Source organism: Pseudarthrobacter enclensis, from assembly GCF_001457025.1.
GTDB lineage: Bacteria > Actinomycetota > Actinomycetes > Actinomycetales > Micrococcaceae > Arthrobacter > Arthrobacter enclensis.
This window is the reverse complement of sequence record NZ_KQ758599.1, coordinates 389,663-412,218: the sequence shown is the minus strand read 5'-3', so window position 1 is coordinate 412,218 and position 22,556 is coordinate 389,663. Positions and strand designations below refer to the sequence as shown.

At 67.7% G+C, this 22,556-nt stretch carries 17 protein-coding genes and 1 pseudogene; 4 read left to right on the top strand and 14 right to left on the bottom strand.

Annotation, left to right across the window (positions count from 1 at the left end; translation table 11 throughout):
• Positions 1–97: 97 nt before the first annotated feature.
• Positions 98–967, bottom strand: coding sequence for a zinc metalloprotease HtpX (gene htpX, locus AS031_RS01805; protein WP_058266427.1), 870 nt, complete (start codon positions 965–967; stop codon positions 98–100).
• A gap of 31 nt (positions 968–998) precedes the next feature.
• Positions 999–2,267, bottom strand: a pseudogene (locus AS031_RS01800) (MFS transporter); the annotation flags it as partial.
• A gap of 109 nt (positions 2,268–2,376) precedes the next feature.
• On the opposite strand from AS031_RS01800, the gene AS031_RS01795 reads away from it, so the two are divergent.
• The 3 genes from AS031_RS01795 to AS031_RS01785 all read left to right on the top strand — a co-directional run bounded on the left by AS031_RS01795 (position 2,377) and on the right by AS031_RS01785 (position 5,163).
• Positions 2,377–2,862, top strand: a complete 486-nt coding sequence (locus AS031_RS01795) for a Fur family transcriptional regulator (RefSeq protein ID WP_058266947.1) — start codon at positions 2,377–2,379, stop codon at positions 2,860–2,862.
• A 7-nt stretch (positions 2,863–2,869) separates the two neighbouring features.
• Positions 2,870–4,351: a catalase gene (locus tag AS031_RS01790; protein ID WP_058266426.1), complete on the top strand. Its 1,482-nt coding sequence runs from the start codon at positions 2,870–2,872 to the stop codon at positions 4,349–4,351.
• Positions 4,352–4,527: 176 nt separating this feature from the next.
• A complete protein-coding gene (locus tag AS031_RS01785) occupies positions 4,528–5,163 on the top strand; it encodes a DUF2461 domain-containing protein (RefSeq protein ID WP_058266425.1) in 636 nt (211 codons plus the stop codon).
• Between the two features lie 2 nt (positions 5,164–5,165).
• Here the strand turns inward: AS031_RS01785 and AS031_RS01780 are convergent, their stop codons facing one another.
• The 8 genes from AS031_RS01780 to AS031_RS01745 form a co-directional block, all read right to left on the bottom strand.
• Entirely contained in the window at positions 5,166–5,765 is a 600-nt protein-coding gene (locus AS031_RS01780; RefSeq protein ID WP_058266424.1) for a TetR/AcrR family transcriptional regulator, read from the bottom strand.
• Between the two features lie 87 nt (positions 5,766–5,852).
• On the bottom strand, positions 5,853–7,418 hold the full coding sequence (locus tag AS031_RS01775) for an amino acid permease (protein ID WP_058266423.1): 1,566 nt from the start codon (positions 7,416–7,418) through the stop codon (positions 5,853–5,855).
• Between the two features lie 220 nt (positions 7,419–7,638).
• A complete protein-coding gene (locus AS031_RS01770) occupies positions 7,639–8,046 on the bottom strand; it encodes a DUF779 domain-containing protein (RefSeq protein WP_058266422.1) in 408 nt (135 codons plus the stop codon).
• Positions 8,046–9,068, bottom strand: coding sequence for an alcohol dehydrogenase AdhP (gene adhP / locus AS031_RS01765; RefSeq protein WP_176716491.1), 1,023 nt, complete (start codon positions 9,066–9,068; stop codon positions 8,046–8,048). Before adhP ends, AS031_RS01770 begins: the two co-directional genes overlap by 1 nt.
• Positions 9,069–9,103: 35 nt before the next feature.
• Complete coding sequence (gene exaC / locus AS031_RS01760) at positions 9,104–10,627, bottom strand: acetaldehyde dehydrogenase ExaC (RefSeq protein WP_058266420.1); 1,524 nt, start codon at positions 10,625–10,627, stop codon at positions 9,104–9,106.
• A gap of 101 nt (positions 10,628–10,728) precedes the next feature.
• Positions 10,729–12,075: a GAF domain-containing protein gene (locus tag AS031_RS01755; RefSeq protein ID WP_058266419.1), complete on the bottom strand. Its 1,347-nt coding sequence runs from the start codon at positions 12,073–12,075 to the stop codon at positions 10,729–10,731.
• Between the two features lie 95 nt (positions 12,076–12,170).
• Positions 12,171–13,601: an FAD-dependent oxidoreductase gene (locus AS031_RS01750; RefSeq protein ID WP_058266946.1), complete on the bottom strand. Its 1,431-nt coding sequence runs from the start codon at positions 13,599–13,601 to the stop codon at positions 12,171–12,173.
• A gap of 82 nt (positions 13,602–13,683) precedes the next feature.
• Entirely contained in the window at positions 13,684–14,682 is a 999-nt protein-coding gene (locus AS031_RS01745) for a DNA topoisomerase IB (RefSeq protein WP_058266418.1), read from the bottom strand.
• 105 nt (positions 14,683–14,787) lie between these two features.
• On the opposite strand from AS031_RS01745, the gene rarD reads away from it, so the two are divergent.
• Complete coding sequence (gene rarD, locus AS031_RS01740; protein ID WP_058266417.1) at positions 14,788–15,822, top strand: EamA family transporter RarD; 1,035 nt, start codon at positions 14,788–14,790, stop codon at positions 15,820–15,822.
• Positions 15,823–15,828: 6 nt separating this feature from the next.
• On the opposite strand, the gene AS031_RS01735 is transcribed toward rarD, so the two are convergent.
• From AS031_RS01735 to AS031_RS01720, 4 genes are read right to left on the bottom strand one after another with little or no spacing between them, the layout of a single operon-like run.
• On the bottom strand, positions 15,829–17,514 hold the full coding sequence (locus tag AS031_RS01735; protein WP_058266416.1) for an endo-1,4-beta-xylanase: 1,686 nt from the start codon (positions 17,512–17,514) through the stop codon (positions 15,829–15,831).
• 59 nt (positions 17,515–17,573) lie between these two features.
• Positions 17,574–19,367, bottom strand: a complete 1,794-nt coding sequence (locus AS031_RS01730; RefSeq protein WP_058266415.1) for a polysaccharide deacetylase family protein — start codon at positions 19,365–19,367, stop codon at positions 17,574–17,576.
• 58 nt (positions 19,368–19,425) lie between these two features.
• Positions 19,426–21,228 carry a polysaccharide deacetylase family protein gene (locus tag AS031_RS01725; protein ID WP_141688732.1) on the bottom strand — a complete coding sequence of 601 codons (1,803 nt, stop codon included), beginning with the start codon at positions 21,226–21,228 and terminating at the stop codon, positions 19,426–19,428.
• Positions 21,218–22,555: a glycosyltransferase family 2 protein gene (locus AS031_RS01720; RefSeq protein WP_058266413.1), complete on the bottom strand. Its 1,338-nt coding sequence runs from the start codon at positions 22,553–22,555 to the stop codon at positions 21,218–21,220. Before AS031_RS01720 ends, AS031_RS01725 begins: the two co-directional genes overlap by 11 nt.
• Between the last annotated feature and the right edge of the window lies 1 nt (position 22,556).

Sequence of the window (22,556 nt, the reverse complement as noted above, 5' to 3'; positions counted from 1 at the left end):
CAAATCCACGGTGCGCCAGCCTTTTTGCGGGTCATGGGCGAATTTGCGCGTCTGAGCAGTTGCGCGTCCCGGACGGGCGTCCGACGGCGGTCCCTGGCTATTGCAGGGGCCGGCCGGCCATCCGTTCCAGCCGGGCGATGCGGTCCCGCATGGGCGGATGGGTGGCAAAGAGTTTGTTCATCGCTCCGCCGCGGAACGGGTTGGCGATCATCAGGTGCGAGGCGTTGACCAGCCGCTGGTCCTGCGGCAACGGGGCGATGGAGACGCCGCGCTCAATCTTGGCCAGGGCCGAGGCGAGCGCCAGCGGGTCTCCCGTGAGCTGCGAACCGTCCTCGTCGGCGTCGTACTCCCTGGTCCGCGAGATGGCCATCTGGATCAGGGACGCCGCGAACGGCGCCAGCAGCGCCATGGCGATCATGGCCAGCGGGTTCGTGTTCCGCCGGTCCCCGCCGCCAAAGATCAGCAGCATCTGCCCCACCGAGGTGATCACACCCGCGACGGCGGCAGCCACGGACGAGGTGAGGATGTCACGGTTATAGACGTGCATGAGTTCGTGGCCCAGGACTCCCCGGAGTTCGCGGGCGTCCAGCAGCTGCAGAATGCCCTCGGTGCAGCAGACCGCCGCATTTTGCGGGTTCCGGCCGGTGGCGAATGCGTTGGGGTTCATGGTGGGCGAGACATAGATCCGCGGCATCGGCTGGTTGGCCCGGGCCGAGAGCTCGCGGACGATCTGGTACAGCTGTGGCGCCTGAGCTTCGGAGACCTCAAAAGCCTGCATGGAGCGGATGGCGATCTTGTCGCTGTTCCAGTAGCCGTAGAACGTGGTTCCCACGCCGATCAGCGCCATGATCCAGATGGGCGCGGAACTGCGCGTCCCGGCCCCGATCAGGGCGCCGAGGGCCAGCAGGACCGCCCACAGGACACCGAACAGGGCTGCCGTCTTCAGTCCGTTGTGATGGTTGTGCACTTTTCCTCCCTGTCCAAGGAACGCCCCGCTGGGGCGTGGGGTTCCGGGCGTCGTACCTGCGGAAACCCGGCTGCAGGGCGGCGGCAATCCAGGCTCCCGCGATGCAGAGCAGCCCGCCGAACAACAGGACCCAGCCCTCACTGACGATCTTAGTCGCGCCTCCGGCCAGCAGGTCGCCCACCCGCGGCCCGCCTGCCACCACCACGATGAACACCCCCTGGAGCCTGCCGCGCAAATGGTCCGGGGTGGCGGCCTGCAGGATGGTGTTGCGGAAAACGCTGCTGATCGAGTCGGCAACGCCGGCCAGGACGCAGCAGAGGGCAGCGGGCAGCAGCCAGGGCAAGGCGGTCCCGCCACCGTCCCCGCCGGCGAGCACCACCACCAGTCCGAACGCAGCGATCGACGCACCCCACCCCATGACGGACACGACGACGGCGGCCCCTTGCCTGCGGACCGACCCCAGCGGACCCGAGAACAGCCCGGCGAGGAACGCGCCGACCGCGGTGCAGGCGAGGAGCACGCCGACGGTGGCTTCGCCGCCGCCGATCATGAGGGCGGCGACGGCCGGAAGCAGCGCGCGGGGCTGGGCCAGCACCATGGCCACCAGGTCGATGACGAAGGTCATCCGCAGGTTCGGCCGGGTTCCCAGGAACCGGAAGCCCTCAGTGACGGACCTGATGCCGGCTTTCCCGCGGGCACCCGTCGGGGCCAGCGGCGGCAGGCGGTACACGGCCCACAGGACGAAGGCGAAGCTCAGGAAGTCGATGGTGTAGGTCCAGCCGAAGCCGAGCCAGGCCACCAGGACGCCGGCCAGCAGCGGGCCTGCGGTCATGGCCAGGCCGAACACCAGCATGCTGAGCGCGTTCGCGGCGGGCAGCAGTTCCTTGCGGATGAGCATGGGGATGATGGCGCTGCGCGCGGGCTGGTTGATGGCCTGCGCGCCGCTCTGCAGGGCCACCAGCAGGTAGAGCACCCAGACGCTGCCCACATTCAGCCAGGACTGCAGTGCGATGAAACCCGTGGTCAGCCACAGCACCGAAGTAGCCAGCAGGGCCACCCTGCGGCGGTCGTGGGAGTCGGCGATGGAACCGCCCAGCAGGCCGCCGATCACCAGGGGAACCAGCGCGAAGATGCCCAGCAGCCCCACGTAGAAGCTGTCCTGGGTCAGCCGGTAGACCTCCAGGCTGACCGCCACCAGGGTGAGCTGGCTGCCGACGGCGGATACCGCCGAGCCCAACCAGAGCCGGCGGAATGCCGGGCTTTCGCGCAGCGGTGTGATGTCGGCCAGCAGTTTCCCCACCCTGCAACCCTAGTGGCCGGGCACTTCCGCGCCTGGCTTTGGCGCCACGGAACGAAACTAAGCCAGACCTTATTGTGAGACAGTCAAAATAAGTGGTCTAATGGGTTCCATGACGGAACACTTTGACGGCCAGGACGCTTGGGCTGCAGCCCTGCGCGCCCACGGCCGCAGGGTGACCAAGCAGCGGCTCGCTGTACTCGCCGCCGTCGAACGCCACCCCCATTCCCCCGCCGAAAGCATCCTGGCTGCAGCCCGCGCCGAGCTTCCGGAACTGACGGCCCAGTCCGTGTACGTGGTGCTCGGAGACCTGACGGACCTGCACATGCTCCGCCGGTTCGAGCCTCCCCACTCCCCCGCCCTGTATGAAACGCGGGTGGACGATAACCACCACCACGCCATCTGCATCAGCTGCGGGCGCGTGGAGGATGTGGACTGCGCCGTGGGCCACGCCCCGTGCCTGACCCCGCACTGGGACGAAAAGTCCAAGCCGATGACCATCCAGATCGCCGATGTCATGTACCAGGGCATCTGCCAGGACTGCCAGCAGTCCCAACAAAAGACTTCCAATCCTCCCCTACAGATGAAAGAGAAATAGGAGAACAATGACTGCCATTTCGACGACCCAGTCTGGCGCGCCGGTAACTTCCGATGCCCACTCGAAGTCAGTTGGTGCCGACGGTGCCATCATCCTGACCGACCACTACCTGGTCGAAAAGCTCGCCCAGTTCAACCGCGAGCGGGTTCCGGAGCGCGTAGTGCACGCCAAGGGCGGCGGCGCATTCGGCACCTTCAAGGCCACCGAGGACGTGTCCAAGTACACCAAGGCCGCGTTCCTGCAGCCGGGCGCGGAAACCGAGATGCTGATCCGCTTCTCCTCGGTTGCCGGCGAGAACGGTTCCCCGGACACCTGGCGCGACCCGCGCGGTTTCGCGGTCAAGTTCTACACCTCCGAGGGCAACTACGACCTCGTGGGCAACAACACCCCGGTGTTCTTCATCCGCGACGGCATCAAGTTCCCGGACTTCATCCACTCCCAGAAGCGCCTGCCCGGCACGCACCTGCGCGACGCCGACATGCAGTGGGACTTCTGGACCCTGTCCCCCGAGTCCGCACACCAGGTCACCTGGCTGATGGGTGACCGCGGCCTGCCCGCCTCCTGGCGTGAAATGCAGGGCTACGGCTCGCACACCTACCAGTGGATCAACGCCGAGGGCGAGCGCTTCTGGGTCAAGTACCACTTCCACTCCAACCAGGGCGTGAAGAACATGACGGGCGAGCAGGCTGAAGCACTGGCCGGCTCCGACGCCGACTTCTACATTCGCGACCTGCACGAGAACATCGAAGCCGGCAACCTGCCCTCCTGGGACCTGCACGTCCAGGTCATGCCGTACGAGGATGCCAAGACCTACCGCTTCAACCCGTTCGACCTGACCAAGGTCTGGCCGCACGCGGACTACCCGCTGATCAAGGTCGGCACCATGGAGCTGAACCGGAACCCGGAGAACTACTTCGCGCAGATCGAGCAGGCCACCTTCGCGCCCTCGAACTTCGTTCCGGGCATCGCCGCTTCCCCGGACAAGATGCTGCAGGCCCGCATTTTCTCCTACGCGGACGCGCACCGCTACCGCGTGGGTACCAACCACGCCCAGATCCCGGTGAACCAGCCCAAGAACCAGGTCAACAACTACAGCCAGGACGGCGCCGGACGTTACCTGTTCAACGCCCCGTCGGTTCCGGTGTATGCACCCAACACCTTCGGCGGCCCGGCTGCCGTTGAGCCGCAGAACCCGGCCGGCGGTTGGGAGAACGACGGCGAGCTGACCCTCGCCGCGCACTCCCTCCACGCTGAAGACGGCGACTTTGTCCAGGCTGGCACCCTGTACCGCGAGGTCTACGACGAAGCCGCCAAGGCACGCTTCCTCGAGACCATCACCGGTGCAGTGGGCGGCGTGAAGCGCTCGGACATCAAAGAACGGGCCATCCAGTACTGGACCAACGTCGACGCCGAGCTCGGCGCCAAGCTGCGCGCCAACCTGGGCGCCGGCCAGCCGGAGTCCGACGCGGAAGCGGCCACCAAGTACTAAGACCCGCCTCGGGGAGCTCCGGCTTCCCGCAGGCAAGCACCCCGTCGCGGCCTGGCCGCGGCGGGGTGCTGTCTTTTGTGCCATACGGGTCCGTTGCGCCGCGGCCCTGCCGGCGGTTTTGCACATAGCCGGCACGGCCCTGGTCCGCCCGGGCGGCGCGGTCCTAGGCTCCGTACATGAACACTTTTGCCGGCATTCCCCAGGAGGCCTTCCTCTTCTACGGGGAGCTTGAAAACAACAACACCCGGGAGTGGTGGCTGGAGCACAAAGGCACCTACGAGTCCGCGGTCCGGGAGCCACTGGCGGCGCTCCTGGCCGGCCTGGAACCGGAGTTCGGGCCCGCCAAGCTGTTCCGACCCTACCGGGACGTCCGGTTCTCGCCAGACAAATCCCCGTACAAGACGGCCCAGGGTGCGTTCGCCACACGGCAGGAAGGCGTGGGGTTCTACCTCCAGGTCAGTGCCGACGGGCTCCTGCTGGGCGGCGGCTACCATTCCCACACGCCTGCCCAGCTGGGGCGCTACCGTGCCGCGGCGGACGCGTCAGCCAGCGGAGCTGCCCTGCAGGACATCGTGGATGCACTGGCGGCCGCAGGCTTCAATGTCGGCGGAGAAAAGCTCAAGACGGTGCCGCGGGGGTTCGACCGCACCCATCCGCGCGCAGAGTTACTCAAGCACAAGTCGCTGTCAGCGGGCGTCGAGCTGGGACGCCCGGACTGGGTGTCCACTGCAGCCGCCGGGGAGGAAATCGCCGGCAGGTGGCGGGCCCTGCGCCCCCTGGTCGAATGGGTGGGCCGGTACGCGGCCCCCTGACGCTACTGCCCGGCGTTCGCCAACCGCGTTTCAAGGTTGTTGAAGAAGACGGCCAGCATCAGCTCGAAGGCCTTGGTGGCGGCCTCGGGTTCATTCATCACCACGAAGTCGAACTGCAGCCCGTAAAAGGTGGAAGTAAAAAGCCGGGCGTCCGTATCGGCGAACTCCTCCGGGACGCCCTGCACCATCAGCCAGTCCCGGGTCTGGTGGTGCAGCTTCCGGAAATGCTCCTGGGACGTCCCGCGCGGTTCGGCCGCCACGATGTCCTGGGCTGTCGCTTCAAACTCCAGCCGGGTCAGGTGCCGGTTGCGCTGGGCCATGGTCCACCGCCAGGAATCCAGCAGGAACTGCCGCCACGCCGCGCGGTCGATGTCCCGCACATCGGTGTCGCGCATGCTGTCCAGCCGGGATTCGATGGACACCACAATGTCGTTGATCAGCTGGTCCCTGCTGCCGAAGTGGTACACCAGCACGTAGGAGCTCATGCCCAGTCCGTCGGCCAGGCTGCGGAAGGTCAGTTCCGCCAGGGTCTTGTCCATGAGGTAGTCCAGGATGGCGCCCAGCAGTTCGGTCTTGCGTTCAGGTCGGGTGGGGCGTGCCATGCTTCCATCCTATGAGCGGGTTGCCCAGCGGCCGGACACGCGAATGCCCGCCCGGAGCGGGTCCGGGCGGGCATTCAGCGTGGCAGGTCAGGCTCGCGTGTACTCGTCGTCGCCGTCGGGCTTGCCGGCAGCAGCACCGGAGGAGGCGGGTGCGGAACCGTTCACCGCGGCGTTCGCGGCACTGAACCGCTCGTTGAGGCGGGAGTGCCGCTGGCCGTAGGCAAAGTAGATCGCCAGGCCGATGGCCAGCCAGATCGCGAAGAAGATCCAGGTCTCCACCGCGAGGTTGGTCATCAGGTAGAGGCAGAGCACGGCGGAGAGGACCGGGAGGACCTTGCCGAACGGCACGCGGAAGGCGGGCTTGAGGTCTGGGCGCTTCCTGCGCAGCACCAGGATGCCCAGGCTCACCACCACGAACGCGGACAGGGTGCCGATGTTGATCATTTCCTCGAGCAGGTCAACATTGGTCAGGCCCGCCACCAGGGCCACAGCGGTGCCGCAGATGATCTGCAGGCGGGCCGGGGTGGCGTGCTTGTCGCTGGTCCGCGAGAGCGCGCGGGGCAGCAGGCCGTCGCGGCTCATGGCCAGGACCACGCGGGACAGGCCCATCAGCAGCACCATGATCACGGTGGTCAGGCCAATCAGCGAGCCGAACGCGATGATCTTTGCTGCTGAGGTGTCTCCGACGGCTTCGAAGGCCGTGGTCAGAGTGGGGTTCTCCGCCTCGGCCAGCTGGGTGTAGGAGACCATGCCGGTCAGGGCCAGCGAAACCAGGATGTACAGCAGGGTCACCAGCGCCAGGCCGCCGAAGATGCCGCGGGGCAGGGTTTTCTGGGGGTTCTTCACTTCCTCCGCGGAGGTGGCCACCACGTCGAAGCCGATGAAGGCGAAGAACACCAGCGCGGCACCGGCGAAGATGCCCAGGGTGCCGTACTGGGCCGGCGCGGCGCCGGTCAGGAAGCCGAAGAAGGACTGCTTGAGGACATCGGCGGTTCCGGTGCCGCCGGTGGGCTCGGCCGCCGGGACGAACGGCGCGTAGTTCTCGACCTTGACGTAGGTGAAGCCAACCACGATCACGAACAGCACAACGCCGATCTTGATCAGGGTGAAGACGTTGCCCACGCGGGCCGAGAGCTTGGTGCCCAGCACCAGCAGCACGGTGAAGATGGCCACGATGAGGAAGGCGCCCCAGTAAAGGTCCACGCCCCCGATGGTCAGGGCCGCCGGAATGTCGGCGCCCATCAGCGCGAACACCTTGCTGAGGTAGATGCCCCAGTACTTGGCGATCACGGCCGCCGCGGTGAAGAGCTCCAGGATGAGGTTCCAGCCGATGATCCAGGCAAGAAGCTCACCCATGGTGGCGTAGGTGAACACGTAGGCGGAGCCGGCCACCGGGATGGCGGTGGCAAACTCGGCGTAGCACATGATGGCCAGCGCGCAGGTCACGGCGGCGATGGCGAAGGAGAGGGTCACGGCGGGGCCGGCAAAGTTGGCGGCAGCCTTGGCACCCACGGAGAAGATGCCGGCGCCGACAGCAACGGCAACGCCCATGATCATCAGGTCCCAGGTGCTGAGGGAACGCTTGAGCTTGCGTCCGGGTTCATCGGCGTCCGCAATGGACTGCTCGATGGATTTTGTCCGGAGAAGGTTCATAGGGATCACAATCCTGATGTGTGATGGAAACAGACCTGTCAACCTTAGTGTCCATCCACTGGACGGCCACAATCGTCTCATATCATGAGACAGCGGTTTGGCGGGCCTTGTGCCGTTCCACAGAATTTTGTGCAGCAGAACGCCCCCGGGGCCCTCCAGCGGAGTGCCCCGGGGGCGTTCGGACTGAATACCGTGGCCAAGCCCCTGACCTGCGGGAAGGCTAGCCCGGCCAGTCCATGAGGGTGGAGCGGATCAGGAACCGCTTGCCTTCCGGCGCTTCCACCGAGAAGCCGCTCCCCCGCCCTGCCACCACATCGACGGTCAGGTGGGTGTGGCTCCAGTAGGCGAACTGCTCGCGGGACATCCAGAACTCCAGCGGCTGCGGTTCGAGCCCCTCCGACAGGTCGAACAGGCCCAGCAGGATGTCCGAGTCGCCGGTCTGGAAGTCCCCTGCGGGGTAGCACATGGGTGCGGACCCGTCGCAGCAGCCGCCGGACTGGTGGAACATCAGCGGACCGTGCCGCCGCCACAGGACACGCAGCAGGTCCGCGGCGGCGGCGGTGAGCGCCACCCGGGAGAAGTCCTCCCCGGGCAGCGTCACTGCAGCCGCCAGGCTGTCCGGCGCCATCAGAACCTCAGGACCACGCGGCCGTCGATCTTGGCATGCTTCATCTCGTCGAACACGGCGTTGACCTCGGAGAGCTCCCGGACGGAGACGGTGGGATGGATCTTCCCCCGGGCGTAGAAATCCAGCGCTTCCTCCATGTCCTGCCGGGTGCCCACGATGGAGCCGCGGACCGTGAGGCCCTTGAGCACGATGTCGAAGATCGGGGCGGGAAAGTCCCCCGGCGGCAGGCCATTGAACACGATGGTGCCGCCGCGGCGCGCCATGCCGATGGCCTGGCCGAACGCTGACGGGTGCACCGCCGTGACCAGGACACCATGGCACCCTCCAGTTTCCCGCTGGATGACTTCCGCCGGGTCCTCGTGCAGGGCGTTGACGGTCAGTTCAGCGCCGTGCGCCCTGGCAAGGGCCAGCTTGTCGTCCGCGATGTCCACGGCGGCAACACGCAGGCCCATGGCCACGGCGTACTGCACGGCGATGTGGCCCAGGCCGCCGATGCCGGAGATGGTGACCCACTGGCCCGGCTTCGCCTCCGTCATCTTCAGTCCCTTGTAGACGGTGACGCCGGCGCACAGCACCGGCGCCACCTCGACGGGGTCGGATCCCGCCGGTATGCGGGCGGCGAAACGGGCATCGACGAGCATGTACTCGCCGAAGGACCCGTCCACGCTGTAGCCGCCGTTCTTCTGCGCCTCGCACAGGGTTTCCCAGCCGGAGCCGCAGTACTGGCAAGTGCCGCAGGCGGACCACAGCCAGGCGTTGCCCACCAGGTCGCCCACGGCGAGGCCGGTGACGCCGTCGCCGAGGGCCACCACTTCACCCACGCCCTCATGGCCGGGCACGAAGGGCGGAGCCGGCTTGACCGGCCAGTCGCCCTCGGCGGCGTGCAGGTCCGTGTGGCAGACGCCGGTGGTGAGGACCTTGACCAGGGCCTCACCCGGCCCCGGGGTGGGGATGGGCAGGCTGCGGACCTGCAGGTCGGTGCCGAATTTTTCCACTACTGCTGCTTGCATTGTCGTCGTCATTGGCGATCCTTGCGTTGATGGAGCGATGGACGGGCCTAGAAGAAGCCCAGTTTGTTTTCGTTGTAGCTGACCAGCAGGTTCTTGGTCTGCTGGTAGTGGTCCAGCATCATCGCGTGGTTTTCGCGTCCGATGCCTGAGGACTTGTAGCCGCCGAACGCGGCCCCGGCCGGGTAGGCGTGGTAGTTGTTGACCCAGACTCGGCCGGCCTGGATTTCGCGGCCGGCGCGGTAGGCGACGTTGCCGTTGCGGGACCAGACGCCGGCGCCCAGGCCATACAGGGTGTCATTGGCGATGCCCATGGCGTCGTCGTAGTCGCTGAACTTCGTCACCGCCACGACGGGACCGAAGATTTCCTCCTGGAAGATCCGCATCCTGTTGTGCCCCTCGAAGACCGTGGGCTGGACGTAGAAGCCGCCGGCCAGGTCGCCGGGCAGCTCGGCACGGGCCCCGCCGGTGAGCACCTTGGCGCCCTCCTGCTTTCCAATGTCGATGTAGGAAAGGATCTTCTCGAGCTGGTCGTTCGACGCCTGCGCCCCCACCTGCGTTTCGGTGTCCAGCGGGTTGCCCTGCACCATCTTCTCCACCCTGGCCACGGCGTCGGCCATGAACGACTCGTAGATGTCTTCCTGGACCAGGGCGCGGGACGGGCAGGTGCACACTTCGCCCTGGTTGAAGGCAAACAGCGCAAAGCCTTCCTGGGCCTTGTCATAGAAGGCGTCGTCGGCCTGGGCCACATCGTTGAAGAAGATGTTGGGGCTCTTGCCACCCAGCTCCAGGGTGACCGGAATGAGGTTGTTCGACGCATACTGGCTGATGAGCCGGCCGGTGGTGGTTTCCCCGGTGAAGGCAATCTTGCGGATCCGCGAACTGGACGCCAGCGGCTTGCCGGCCTCGACGCCGAAGCCGTTGACCACGTTCACCACGCCGGCGGGGAGCAGGTCGCCGATGAGTTCCATCAGCACCAGGATGGAGGACGGCGTCTGTTCGGCCGGCTTCAGGACCACGGCGTTGCCGGCGGCGAGCGCCGGGGCCAGCTTCCAGACCGCCATCAGGATGGGGAAGTTCCACGGGATGATCTGGCCCACGACGCCGAGCGGCTCGTGGAAGTGGTAGGCGGTGGTGTCCTCGTCGAGCTGCGAGAGCGAGCCTTCCTGGGCGCGGACGGCGGAGGCGAAGTAGCGGAAGTGGTCTGCGGCGAGCGGAAGATCCGCGTTGAGGGTCTCCCGGATTGGCTTGCCGTTGTCCCACGTTTCGGCAACCGCGAGCATCTCGAGGTTTTCGTCGATGCGGTCGGCGATCCTGTTCAGGATCGCGGCCCGCTCCGCCACGGACGTTTTGCCCCAGGACGGTGCCGCCTTGTGTGCGGCGTCCAGCGCCAGCTCAATGTCCTCCGCCGTGCCGCGGGCAACCTCGCAGAACGCCTTCCCCGTCACGGGCGTGATGTTTTCGAAGTACTGGCCCTTGACCGGGGCGACCCATTCGCCGCCGATCCAGTTTTCGTAGCGGTCCTTGAAGGTGACCTTCGAGCCGTCGGTTCCGGGCTGTGCGTAAACGGTCATTGCGTAGCTCCTTTGCTGTGCAGCGGGCTGTCCCGTATGGGATCCAGCCAATGCAGCCAGCGTAGGAGCGGGCAGGTTGCAGCCAGGTTGCAACCCCGAGCCTAGGTGCCCAGTTCGGCCTCCAGCCGTTCCAGTTCGGCGACGACGGCGGCCCGCTTGGGTGAGCGCGGCGGCAGGAGGCGGAGCGCGGCGCGGCGGATTCCGACGTCGTCCCTTGCCTCGGGCAGCGCGGCGAACTTCAGCATGGACTCGGCGCTGCCGTCCGTCAGGATTGCCTCGCGGAGCAGGCCGGAGACCTTGTCCCGGAGCTCGACGATGCCCGGCGCCTCGGACCGGGGCAGCACCGCGCCCCGGTAGATTTCCAGCGCGATGCGGTGCGCGCCGCGCTGCAGGCAGCTGAGCACCTGGCTGCTGTCCGGCACCAGGTCCACGGGCAGCCGGTAGGGCCGCGAGCCCGGGACGGCGTCAGGGTTGAGCTGCTGCAGGACCTTGCGCAGGCGCACCATCTCGGCGCGGAGGGTGATGGTGGACCCCTCGCCGGGGTACAGCAGGGAGCTGAGTTCGTCGGCGCTGAGCCCCGCCGGGTGGATGCTGAGCAGCGCCAGGATTTCGCTGTGCCGGGCCGAGAGCACCACGGTCCTGCCGTCAAGGCTGAGCAATGCCTGGTCCCGGCCCAGCAGCTGCAGGCTGTCGCGGTAAAGGCTGCCCTCCCCGGCGCCGGTGCGGTGTGGCGCCGCGGCGGTTGCCGGTGCCCGGCGGCGCGCGTGCCCTGACGCGAGCTCCGCGGCGCGCTGCAGCCGTTCCACACGCAGCTGCGCCTGGGCGGCGGCAACGGTGGCTTCCACGAGCGAGAGGGTATGCGGCGCCACGGCCGTGTCCGTGCCGGTGATGTCCACGACCCCCAGGACCGCGCCGGAATCGGGATCGTGGAACGGGACTGCGGTGCAGCTCCAGGGGTGGACTGCCCGCTGGTAGTGCTCGGCGCCGGAGATCTGGATGCCGCGGCCCAGGGCCAGGGCGGTTCCGGGTGCGCTGGTTCCCACGGTGGCCTCGGACCAGTCCGCGCCTGCCACGAACATCATGCCTTCGGCTCGGCGCTGCAGGGCGGGGTCGCCGTCCACCCAGAGCAGGCGGCCCACCTCGTCGCCCACCGCCACCAGGAGGCCGGAGTCGTGGCTGGGCTGGACCAGGAGCCTGGTGATGACGGGCATGATGGCGGCCAGCGGATGCCGGTTCCGGTAGTCCTCCAGCTCGTCCCGGTCCAACGCCAGGGGTGCGGCAGGGTTGTCCGGGTTGGCCTTGAAGCCCGCGGAACGCAGCCAGGATTCGCGGATCAGGGAGCGCAGGCCCGGGACCTCGCGGACTTCGGCGAAAGCGCCGACGTCGAGCGATTCATGGGCGGCCAGGGCGCTGCGCTGCAACGCTCCCGGCGGGGTCAGGTTCTTCATCGAACTCCTGTGCGGCCTGCGGCACGGCGCCATCGCGCCGGCCAGGGGATGCTGGCCATTGTAGCCCGGGCCGGTCCGTGGACGGCAGTGGCGGATCAGCCGCGCGAGATGCGGATCATTTCCTCGCGCGGAACCACCTTGATGCGCTCGCGGACCACATGGTCCAGACCCTCCGGCCCGGTCCAGGCGGCCCCGAGTCCGGCTTCGTGGGCGTCCAGCTTGTTCCAGCCTTCCCACGTGGTGTATTCGATGCCGCGTCCCTCCAGCAGGTCGATGATGGCCTGCGGGTCCGGGTTCTGCGCCGGGGGCAGGGTGAGCCGGTCCTCCAGCAGGAACCCGATGGTTTCGAGGGCGTCGCCCTTGGTGTGGCCGATGAGGCCCACCGGGCCGCGCTTGATCCATCCCGTGGCGTAGATCCCCGGCACGGGCTTCCCCCCGGCGTCCAGCACCCGCCCGCCCTCGTTGGGGATGACACCGCGCCGGGCATCGTATTCCAGTTCGTCCAGTGCCGAGCCGTGGTATCCAATGGCCCGGTAGACCGCCTGTACCGGGTACTCGACGTACTCCCCCGTGCCCTTGGCGTTGCCGGTTCCGTCCAGCTGCATGCGTTCGAACTTGAGGCCGCCCACCTTGCCCGTGCCGTCGTCGAGCACTTCCACCGGGTTGTGCAGGAAGTGCAGGTGCAGCCGGCGCGAGGACGGGTTCTCGGATTCGGCGTGCTCCTCCACCAGCCAGTTGGTCAGGGTATTCACCATGGTCTTGGTCTGGTTGTTGCTGCGGATGGCCTCATCCGAGGCGTCGTCGAATTCGAAGTCCTCCGGGTACAGGACGATGTCCACGTCATTCATGTGGCTCAGCTCGCGCAGCTCCAGCGGCGTGAACTTCACCTGGGCCGGGCCGCGGCGGCCAAAGACGTGCACGTCGGTGACCGGCGAGGACTTCAGCCCCTGGTAGACGTTGTCCGGGATTTCGGTGGTAAGGAGTTCTTCGGGGTGCTTGACCAGCATGCGGGCCACGTCCAGGGCCACGTTGCCGTTGCCGATCACGGCGATCTCCTTGGCCTCCAGCGGCCACTCCCGCGGCACGTCCGGGTGGCCGTCGTACCAGGAGACGAAGTCCGCGCCGCCGAAGGAGCCCTGCAGGGTGATCCCCGGAATGTCCAGGTCCGCGTCCTTGACGGCGCCGGTGGAGAAGATCACCGCGTCGTAGAAGGCCCGGAAGTCGTGCAGGGTGAGGTCGCGGCCGTAGGTGACGTTGCCCAGGAAGCGGATGTCGCCGCGGTCCAGGACTTTGTGCAGCGCGTTGACGATGCCCTTGATGCGGGGGTGGTCCGGGGCGACGCCATAGCGGATCAGGCCGTACGGGGCCGGGTACGCCTCGAAGAGGTCGATGCTGACCTCGAAGTCGCCGTCCTTCACGCCGCTGGACTTGGTGAGGATATCCGCAGCATAAACTCCGGCCGGTCCAGCGCCCACAATGGCGACGCGGAGGGGACGGGTGGTGCTGGTCTCGCTGGAAGTGGACACCGGAAGCCCTTCTGGCCTGATCATCTGCATCATTAACGGGCTGCGCCGGGTTGGGTGGCGCAACAGCTTCCCATTCTAGGGCTCAACCGCTTTTGGCCAGCGGCACCACGTCACCTTCGCGGTAGAGCAGGGCCCGGAGTTCGGCCTCCGCGGAGTCGGTGCGGTGCGGGTCGATGGTTTCGCCGTCGTTGTAGTGGTCCACGACGCGCGGGTCCACGTAGCTCTTGCGGGCAATTGACGGCGTGTTACCCAGCACCTCGGCCGCATCCATCATGGCCCGGCTGATGGCGCGCTTGCGCTTGGCCACCGTGGGCAGGAGGCCGGTCCGGGCCAGGCTGACCGCGGCGGCCACGGTGCCCCGCAGGGTGCGGAAATCCTTGGCCGTGAAGTCGGAGCCGGTCCGCTCCTTGACGTAGGCGTTGATGTCCGCGCTGGTCACCGGCCGCCACGTCCGGCCGTCCTTGTAGGCGAGCAGCCGGGCGTTGCCGCCGCGCCGCTTCAGCAGCCGCACCAGGGCGGCCAGGTCCGGGTCCCGGATCTCCGATTCCCAGTCCTTGCCGCTCTTGGCCGGAAACCTGAGCATGATCCGGTCCTTACGCACCTGGACATGCGCGCAAAGCAGGGTTGCCAGTCCCCTGCTGCCGTTCTCGTTGGTGTACCGCTCGGACCCCACCCGCAGGGAGCCGGTGTCCAGCATCCGGAACGCCCCGGCCAGGACGCGCTCACGGGTGAAGCCGTCGCCGCGCAGGTCCATCGTGACGCGGCGGCGGGCGCTGGGCAGCGACTCGGCCAGCTGCAGCGACCTGTCGAACTTAGCCCGGTCCTTCCGCTCCCGCCATTCCGGGTGGTAGATGTACTGCCGGCGCCCCACCGCATCCACGCCGGTGGCCTGGATGTGCCCGTTTTCGAACGGGGCAATCCATACGTCGGTCCAGGCCGGCGGGATGCCGATGCCCTCAAGCCGGTCCCGCACAGGCCCCGGCGGCACCGTCGTGCCGTCCAGGTCCCGGTAGCTGAAGCCTTTGCCGGCGGCCACCCGGCGGTACCCGCGGCCTGAGGCGTTGCTGCGCCGGAGCCTCATCGGAAGGCTTTCGGAAGGTTGGCTGCATCCATGAAAGCAAGCCTACTGACTAATTGCCGGTTTTCGGACCCCGCCGCTTGGAATACCGCACCGGCTGCTGATGTTATGGGTTCCGTGCCGATCCCCGATCCGTCCTCCCAAGCCAACGTTCCAGCCCCTTCCGCGTCCGCCCCCGCGCCGCCTCCGGCCGGGTCGCCGGGCGCAGCGGCCCGGACGGCGGACAAGGACACGACGGCGGGAATCCTCTTCGGCATCGGCGCCTACGGGCTGTGGGGGCTGCTGCCGCTGTACTTCTTCGTGCTCAAGCCCGCCGGCGCCGTCGAAATCGTGGCCAACCGGGTGGTCTGGTCGCTGCTGTTCTGCGCGCTGCTGGTCACCGTAACCAGGGCGTGGCCGGTCCTGGTGGCAGCGCTGCGGAACCGGGCAGTCTTCGGCTCTTTGGCCCTGGCGGCGTTCCTCATCGCCATCAACTGGCTGACCTACACCTACGGCGTGACCACCAACCAGGCCGTGGAAACTTCCCTGGGCTACTTCATCAACCCGCTGGTGTCCGTCCTGCTGGGCGTCTTTGTCCTCAAGGAGAAGCTGCGGCCGCTCCAGTGGGCCGCGGTGGCAGTAGGGTTCGTGGCGGTGGGCGTCCTGACCTACTCCTACGGAAAACTCCCCTGGATCGCCCTGACCCTGGCGTTCAGCTTTGGGCTGTACGGCTTCGTGAAGAAGCGCGTGGGCTCCCGGGTGGATGCCATCACCAGCCTCAGCGTCGAAACCATCGTGCTGGCGCCGTTCGCCGCGGCGGCCATGGTGTTCCTGGACACCAGCGGCGTGGCCACGCTGACCACCCAGGGGCCCGGCCACTTTTGGCTGCTGCTGGCCTCCGGCGTGATCACCGCCGTCCCCCTGGTCTTCTTCGGCGCCTCCGCCCGCCGGCTGCCCATGACCACCATCGGGCTGCTGCAGTACTTCGCCCCGGTACTGCAGTTCATCGTGGCGCTGGTGGTGTTCGGCGAGGTCATGCCCGCGGAGCGGTGGATCGGGTTCGGGGTGGTCTGGGCGGCGCTGCTGCTGCTGACCGTGGACATGCTGCGGACCGCGCGGAAGAACGCCGCGGCCCGGCGCCGCGTCCCGGTGCAGGCCGGATAGCCGGCTTCAGCCGCCCAGCACCTTCCTTACCGCATGGTAGGGAGCCGTAGGCTGCCCGTTCTCGAACAGGTAGTCGTGCCCCTGCTGGAGGCTGCCGTCGTCGTCGATCAGCCAGTCATAGCGGTTGTCCACGCCCCACGTGGTGTAGGAGACGCAGGCGCTTGACCGGAGGCAGGTTTCCACGACGGCAGCGTACTGCTGCGCCTGGGCTTCGGTGCCGTCGTCGTCCACGACATCGTTCTCCGAAATGCGCACGAGCAGGCCGGCGTCCTGGAAGGTCCTGAGTGTTCGGGCCAGGTCCCGGGCGGGAATGGCGTCTGTTTCCAGGTTGTAGACGTGCGCCTGCAGCCCGACACCGTAGATGTGCCCGCCCCTGGCGTTGGTGTCCAGCGCGAGCCTGAGCAGGGCGTCCTGGCGGGGGCCCGGAACGTCGGCCCCGTTCTCGTTGATGTACTGCTTGACGTCCGGGTCGGCGTCGTACACGGCCCGCGACACGGCAGCCGGGTAGCCGGGGCCGAAGACCCGGTACCAGATGTTCTCCTGCAGCCCGGTACCCTGGTCGGTGTCGAACGGTTCGTTGACGACGTCCAGGGAGTCCAGCCGCCCCTTGAAGTGGGTGACGACGGCGGACACATAGTCCAGCAACGCCGTGGCGCTGCTGCGCCGCTCGGCGTCGGTGCCTGCCGGCAGGTCCTGCATCCAGCGGGGCATCGCCTCGGTGAAGGCGATGGTGTGGCCGTGCACGGCCAGGCCCTTGCTCTCGGCGACGGCCAGGATCGCATCGGCCTCCCCGAAGGTGTAGACCCCCTGCTGCGGGGAGATGTTCTGCGCCTTCATGGCGTTCTCCGGGGTGATGGCGCCGAAGTTTCCCACGAGCACCCGCCCGTAGTCCGGATCGGAGGCCAGCGGGCCGAGTGCCACCGCGGCTCCAAGGCGGAAACCCGGCCGGATGCGCCCGGCCAGGGCCTGCAGGCCGTCTTCCCCCGCGGCGGCCTGTTCGACGGCGGGACCGGCCGCGGTCAGCGGGCTCCCCTCGGGTGCGGTGGCGGTGAGGGAACTGACCTGGAAAGTGCCGGCGTCGCTGGCCAGTCCCAGCCACAGCTGCCCGGAGCCGAACACGCCCTGGAGCGGCTGCGACAGCAGGGTCTTCCCGCCGCCCGCCACTTCGAGCCTGTCCCCGGCGCGGCGGACCGACAGCTCCGTGTCCGGGTTTTGGAGTGTCACCCGCTCCTCATGCGCGGGGCGGGGGGCGGTGGCGGTCTCTTGGCGCGAACCGTCGAAGACTGCGATGTCGAGCTCGTTGCCGCGGAGGGTGAGCCGCACCCCGGCGGGTTCAATCCGGAATTCGTCCGCGATCACCGGCGGGCTGTCGTAGACACTCCAGGACGCGTCCGCCGTGACGTCCGTGAGCGTGGCGCTCAGGGTGAAGTCGCCCTTGGCCTCCAGGTGGGTGCCGGCAAGGTTGAGCGGCGGGTTCGGCTGGCCTCCCCCGCCGTCCTGTTCCACGATGGTCCGGGACGTCGCTGCAACCCTGAGCCCGCCGCCGTCGGGCGTCACCCCGGGGGTGTTGCCCCAGTCCTGGCGCAGCAGGTCCAGCACCACGTCAGGCTCCGGGTTGTTCGGTGTGCAGCCGGCGGCGGCGAGCAGGAGGCCGGACGCGAGCGCCATCAGGATTCGCCGGCGCCAGGCCATCCTGCCTCCTTCCCTTGGTGTCCGCCGTTGCCGTCATCGTTCCCGTGCTGCCGCCGTAATCAGGGCTTGGTCCAGCGGACGTCGTCGAAATACGCCTGCAGTCCCGAGTTGCCCTGGACGATGACCTGCAGGCTCGCCTTGGCCACCGACGAGGTGCTTGGCGAGTAGGTCAGGTCGACGTTGGTGACGCCGGTCGCCGCCACCCCGAGTTTGTACTGCCCGGAGATCCACTGCCCGGCGGCGTTGTACTCGTCGATGTAGAAGCCGGTTTCACCGCTGGTCCGTGCCGTGACGTTCAGGTACGCGGCGATGTTGTAGGTGCCTGCCGTGACGGGCACCTGCGGCGAGAACAGGTGCTTGTTCGCCGTGGTGGACGTCAGCCTGACCGAGTTGACCGGGTTGGCGGGGCTCCCGTGGTTCGCAGCGTCAGCCAGGATGGTGGAAGCGGAATCGGTGGTCCAGCCGGAGCTGATGCCGCCGTCGAAGGTGCCGTTGGCCACGAGATTCGTGGCGGCCGGCGGCGGCGGGTTGGTTCCGGCGGCGAGCGCCAGCATCTGCACGTTGTCCAGGTAAGCGGTGATGCCGGTGCCGGTCACCCAGACCTGCAGGCTGGCCTTGGCCACGTTCGTGGAGCTGGGCGTGTAGGTGAAGTTCATGGCCTCCACCCAGCGGGTATTTTCGCGTTTGCGGAACTGACCGGAGATCCACTGCCCCGCCGCGTTGTACTCGTCCACGTAGAAGCCCACTTCACCGCTCGTGATGGCGGCGACGTTGAGGTAGGACTTGAACAGGTAGTTCGTGGTGGGCGAGACCGCCACGGCCGGCGAGAACAGGTGGCCGGTGGCCGTGCCGGAGACCATCTTGACGGACCGGGCCGGATCCGGGAAGCTGCCGTTGGTGCCGGCGTCGGCGGTGATGGCCGCCGGGGCGTCGGTCCGCCAGCCGTCCGCGATGCCCGTATTGAAGGACGGGTTGGGCATCAGGTTCGGCGACCCCGTGACCAGGCCCTTGCTGACGTTCACGTTGCGGATCTGTCCGGCCGCCACTTTGGTCTTCACGTACGCGGCGAGCTGGTCCAGTTCGGCGGTGCCGTACTGGTAATCGTCCGGGTTCTGGCTGGGGTTGGGCCGGATGTCATGGAAGGTGAATACCACCCACTGCTTGTTGGCGATCGCCGCGTCCACCTGGGCCTTCAGCGCCGACACGGGGGTGGTGACTTCCTGTACCGGAACATTGCGGAGCAGGTAGTCGCCCAGCGGCCAGATGTTGTTGCCCGTGTCCGCGAAGCCGCGCATGGAACTGTAGTACTTGGCCACCCGCGCAATGATGGGCATGTCGTAGTCGCCGTAGGGCGGTGCGAAGGCCGTGGCGTTGATGCCCTGGGCTGCCAGTGCTGACTTGCTGTTGGCGAGCTGCGCCTCGACCTGGGCGGTGGTCAGCTTGGTGGCCTGGCAGTCGTCCCCAGCGCTGACCAGGCACTGGTGGTTGACGGTGTGCGAGCCGATCTCCCACCCGTAGCTGTTCTGCAGCTGCAGGATCTGGCTCCAGGTCATGTACGGCACGTCGGTGTCGGCCCGACAGGTGTTGGGGACCGTGGTCATGCCCACGCAGCCGGTGATGACATAGTTGGTGCCCGTCAGCCCGTACTTCTGCAGCGTTGGAGCGGCCTGCGTCAGGGAGCTGAGGGCTCCGTCGTCGAAGGTGAAGGACACGAGGGGCCCGGGTGCGGGGTTGTCCACGGCCGCGTTGGCCGCCCCGGGCGTCAGCAGGGCGGCGGCCATGGCCACCACCGCCACCGCGGTGCTCATGAGCCTGGCGCGCCACCGCGCCATGCCCGATCTGGTTCCGGTCATGTGCTCTTCCGTTCCTCTATGGTTGCCGGCGGCGCCGGGTTACACCGCCGGACACTGCTCACGGTCCCTGCAGCTGCGCGTATGCCTGGGCCACCGGCTGGACGTCGATGTTGCTGTCATCGATGAGCTGGAGCTGCGCGGCCAGGACGTCGCTGGTGATGGTGCTGCGGTCCGCCGCGATGGTGTGCTCCTGGGTGCCGGTGGATTCGGGCGTGGATATCTGGTGGTAGACCAAGATGAGCCACCCGTTCATCCGCCGTGTTTCGGCGAGCGCCTGGGACAGGGTCTCCAGGGTGGTCTGGTCCGTGACGTAGAAGACCTTCAGGTCCTGCGGGTCGAGGCTTTGGCGGGTGTTGATCCCGTCATCGGTGCCCCGGATGAGGTCGAAGTATTTGCCCGCGTACCAGTCCACCTGCGGGTCGGTCCGCCCGTACGGAGGCGCCAAGTCGCGGGTGTCCAGCCCTGCGGCGGCCAGTGCTTCCGAGCTTCGCCGCACCTGGTCGTCCAGCCGGTCGGTGCCGATGGATGTCAGGTCCACGTGTTCGTAGCTGTGGGCGGCGATCTCGTGTCCGGCCTGGTGCAGCTGCTGCACCTCGGCGGCTGTCATGAAGTTGGGCGTCTCGATGGAGCTGGCGTTGACGTACTGGGTGGACCGGAATCCGTGCCGGTCCAGCAGCGGGAGGGCGCGGTCGTAGACGGACTGCCAGCCGTCGTCGAACGTAATCGAGACCATGGGCCGGTCCCAGCGGAGGGGGCCGGGCCTGGTGACGTCGGTCAGCGAGTAGCCGCGGACACTGGTGGTGCCGTCACCGTGGGCCACCAGGGTCACCATGGCGGAGGTGGCTCCGACAGGCGCCTGGAAGGATTCGCTGACCGTGGTCCATTCATCGGCGGGCAGCACGGTTTCCAGGCTGTGGAATGCCCGGCCGCCGCCGGCCAGTTCGAATTCCGCCACGATGTCCACTTCGCGGTCGGCCCGGTAGGACGCGCCGAATTCGAAGTACCGGTCCTGGGCGACGGGGACCGGCTGGTACTGCCACTTGGCCTCGCCGTTGCGGTAGTTGGTGATGCGGGTCCACAGGAAGCTGCCTCCGCCGTCCTGCCCGCGGCCCGATTCTGCCGTCAGGGCCCCGGCGGAGTAGGGAGACCAGCTGTCAGGGCCGTCAGGCTGCATGCCGGCGAATCCGGGATTGGGCACGAGGTTGGTCCCGGCCTGCGGCGCGCTGCCGGGCCGGACGTCGCTGGCGGGTTCCAGGTAGGCGCCCTCCACGGTGAGGGTGCCTTCGGACGCGAGCCGGAAGACGTATTCGACGGCGGTGGTCGCGTCCCCGGAGTCAAAGGCGTCGCTCACCGTGAAGGGAGTGTTGCCGGGCCGCTCGAGCGGGTTGCGCAGCTGTTCCAGGGTGCTGCTGCCGTCCGGGTGGTGCCGGCGCGCCAGCAGGGTGAAGTCGGTGTCGCTGGAGGCAAAGGCCTTGAACAGGTAGGTCTGGTGCGGCTGGACGGACACCCGGGGTGTCGCCAGGGTGACGTCGCCGGACCTGTAGTCGGTCACCACGAGCTTCAGCGCCTGGCCGCCCAATTCCCCGTCGGCCAGCTCCAGCGACGCCTCCGCGGCGCCGCCGTGGGCCTCGGTCCAGCCGCCCACCTGGCTGGAGGCCCGGGCCGGTGCCGATGCGGCGGGTGTGACCTCCGCCGTCGTGCCGAACGCCGGAAGCAGGTTCGCGCCCGGCCTGGCCTGCGCCATGCTGCCTGTGCCGCGGGTGAACAGGAACCACGCGGCGGTCATCACGGCCACCACCGCCAGGATGACCACCAGCGGATTCAGCAGCACACGCAGGATCAGCCGGCGCCTACGTGGCATGGGCCACCGCCACGCTGCCGGACCGCTGTGGCGACGTCCAGGTATTGATCTCCGGACGCCGGAACAGCCCCCGGGAGCTGGCGATACAGCGCAGTGCGGCCGTCAGCTGCACCAGGTCCATGATGTAGAACAGGAAGTAGGCGGTGGGCGCGTAGACGGACAACCGGGCACGCTCCCGCACCGTCAGGTTTTCATCCAGCCAGACCGTGAGCAGCGTGTAGGCGGTGATGGTGGCGTACGCTCCCAGGATCAGCGCGGGCGTGCGGGTGGCCAGCGACCAGTACACCGCGTACGTCCAGGCCAGCGGCGAAATCAGCAGCGTGAATTCGCTCAGCAGGGCCATGGGCATCCGGTAGTAGGTCAGCGTGGGCGCATACCGGCGGCTCGGATTCAGCATCATTCCCCGGTACTTGATCAGGTTCTGGATGCTCCCGTACTTCCAGCGGTACCGCTGCTTGGCCAGGGCGCGGAGGGACAGCACGCCTTCCGTCTTGGCCACCACGTCGGCGCCGTAGACCATGCGGAAGCGCCGGTTGCCAAGGTTGGTGATCTTGGCGCTGAGTCCGATGTCCTCGGTGACGGTGTCGGTGTCGTAGAAGTCCACTTTCCGCAGCACGCGCATCCGGTAGGTGGATGCCACGCCGCCCACCACGAACTCGGCGTTCATCAGGGAAAAGAGCTTCTTGGAGCGGTAGCCGATCATGTGCTCGAACCGCTGCAGGATGCCCAGCACGGTGGTCTCCTCCAGGATCTGGACGTTCGCCGCCACACCGGCCACGCAGGGATCGTCAAAGTAGGACAGGGCGTTGGTGATAGCGTCGGGGCTGATGACCGAATCGGCGTCCAGGGTCATGACGAACTGTCCCCGTGCATGCCGTCGGAGCACCGCGTTGAGGGCAGCACCCTTGCCGATGTTCCGCCGCATCCGCACCAGCCGCAGGCGCATTCCCGGGTGCCGCACCTGGTAGTCGCGGACCAGGCGGCCGGTCAGGTCGGAGGACGCATCGTCGGCGACGAACACCTCGTAGGAGCGGTGTGTGCTCCGGCTGATGGAGTCCAGTGTCCGGACGATAACGGCTTCCTCATCGTGGGCTGCGATGACGATCGAGACCAGCCCCGGCACTTCGGGAAGTGCGCGTCGCGTCCAGGTGGCGGTCGCCGCACACTCGGGTTCGAAGTTCCCTGGCGCGCGGACGCCCGGCATCCCTTTGCGCCGTTGCTGCCAGATGTCGTAGAAGTTGGCGCCTGCCAAGTAGAGGCCGAAATGCACGACGTACAGGATGCTGACGCCGGCGAACAGCCAGAAGATGACCAGCGCGAAGTCCATG

Bases quoted from the DNA above. Each gene is read 5' to 3' on its own strand.
- rarD (WP_058266417.1), top strand. From the start codon at position 14,788: ATGGGTTCCGTGCCGATCCCCGATCCGTCCTCCCAAGCCAACGTTCCA.
- AS031_RS01770 (WP_058266422.1), bottom strand. From the start codon at position 8,046: ATGGCGCCGGACAGCCTGGCGGCTGCAGTGACGCTGCCCGGGGAGGAC.
- AS031_RS01785 (WP_058266425.1), top strand. From the start codon at position 4,528: ATGAACACTTTTGCCGGCATTCCCCAGGAGGCCTTCCTCTTCTACGGG.
- AS031_RS01780 (WP_058266424.1), bottom strand. From the start codon at position 5,765: ATGGCACGCCCCACCCGACCTGAACGCAAGACCGAACTGCTGGGCGCC.
- AS031_RS01755 (WP_058266419.1), bottom strand. From the start codon at position 12,075: ATGAAGAACCTGACCCCGCCGGGAGCGTTGCAGCGCAGCGCCCTGGCC.
- AS031_RS01775 (WP_058266423.1), bottom strand. From the start codon at position 7,418: ATGAACCTTCTCCGGACAAAATCCATCGAGCAGTCCATTGCGGACGCC.
- AS031_RS01725 (WP_141688732.1), bottom strand. From the start codon at position 21,228: ATGCCACGTAGGCGCCGGCTGATCCTGCGTGTGCTGCTGAATCCGCTG.
- AS031_RS01735 (WP_058266416.1), bottom strand. From the start codon at position 17,514: ATGGCCTGGCGCCGGCGAATCCTGATGGCGCTCGCGTCCGGCCTCCTG.
- exaC (WP_058266420.1), bottom strand. From the start codon at position 10,627: ATGACCGTTTACGCACAGCCCGGAACCGACGGCTCGAAGGTCACCTTC.
- adhP (WP_176716491.1), bottom strand. From the start codon at position 9,068: ATGACGACGACAATGCAAGCAGCAGTAGTGGAAAAATTCGGCACCGAC.
- AS031_RS01745 (WP_058266418.1), bottom strand. From the start codon at position 14,682: ATGAGGCTCCGGCGCAGCAACGCCTCAGGCCGCGGGTACCGCCGGGTG.
- AS031_RS01790 (WP_058266426.1), top strand. From the start codon at position 2,870: ATGACTGCCATTTCGACGACCCAGTCTGGCGCGCCGGTAACTTCCGAT.
- AS031_RS01720 (WP_058266413.1), bottom strand. From the start codon at position 22,555: ATGGACTTCGCGCTGGTCATCTTCTGGCTGTTCGCCGGCGTCAGCATC.
- AS031_RS01730 (WP_058266415.1), bottom strand. From the start codon at position 19,367: ATGACCGGAACCAGATCGGGCATGGCGCGGTGGCGCGCCAGGCTCATG.
- AS031_RS01795 (WP_058266947.1), top strand. From the start codon at position 2,377: ATGACGGAACACTTTGACGGCCAGGACGCTTGGGCTGCAGCCCTGCGC.